Here is a 278-nt window from a genome sequence, read left to right as displayed (position 1 = left end):
CATCCCGCTGACCGCTCTGGAGACAGAGCTTCCCGTCGGGGCAGCGGTGAGAGGTGGTGCATGGTTGGCGTCCGCTCGTGTCGGGAGAGGTTGGGGTAAGTCGCGCAACGAGCGCAACCCTTATCTTTAGTTGCCAGCATTCAGTTGGGCACTCTAGAGAGACTGCCGTCGACAAGATGGAGGAAGGCGGGGATGACGTCAAATCATCATGCCCCTTATGACCTGGGCTACACCCGTGCTACAATGGTTGGTACAACGGGACGCTAGCCCGCGAGGGT

General features: G+C 59.7%; 1 rRNA gene. It reads left to right on the top strand.

What is annotated here, in order from left to right:
* A 16S ribosomal RNA gene (locus SB752_RS32330) occupies positions 1–278 on the top strand; the annotation flags it as partial.

This window comes from Brevibacillus sp. SIMBA_040 (assembly GCF_046535075.1).
Lineage (GTDB): Bacteria > Bacillota > Bacilli > Brevibacillales > Brevibacillaceae > Brevibacillus.
This window is presented reverse-complemented; position numbering and strand designations above follow the sequence as displayed.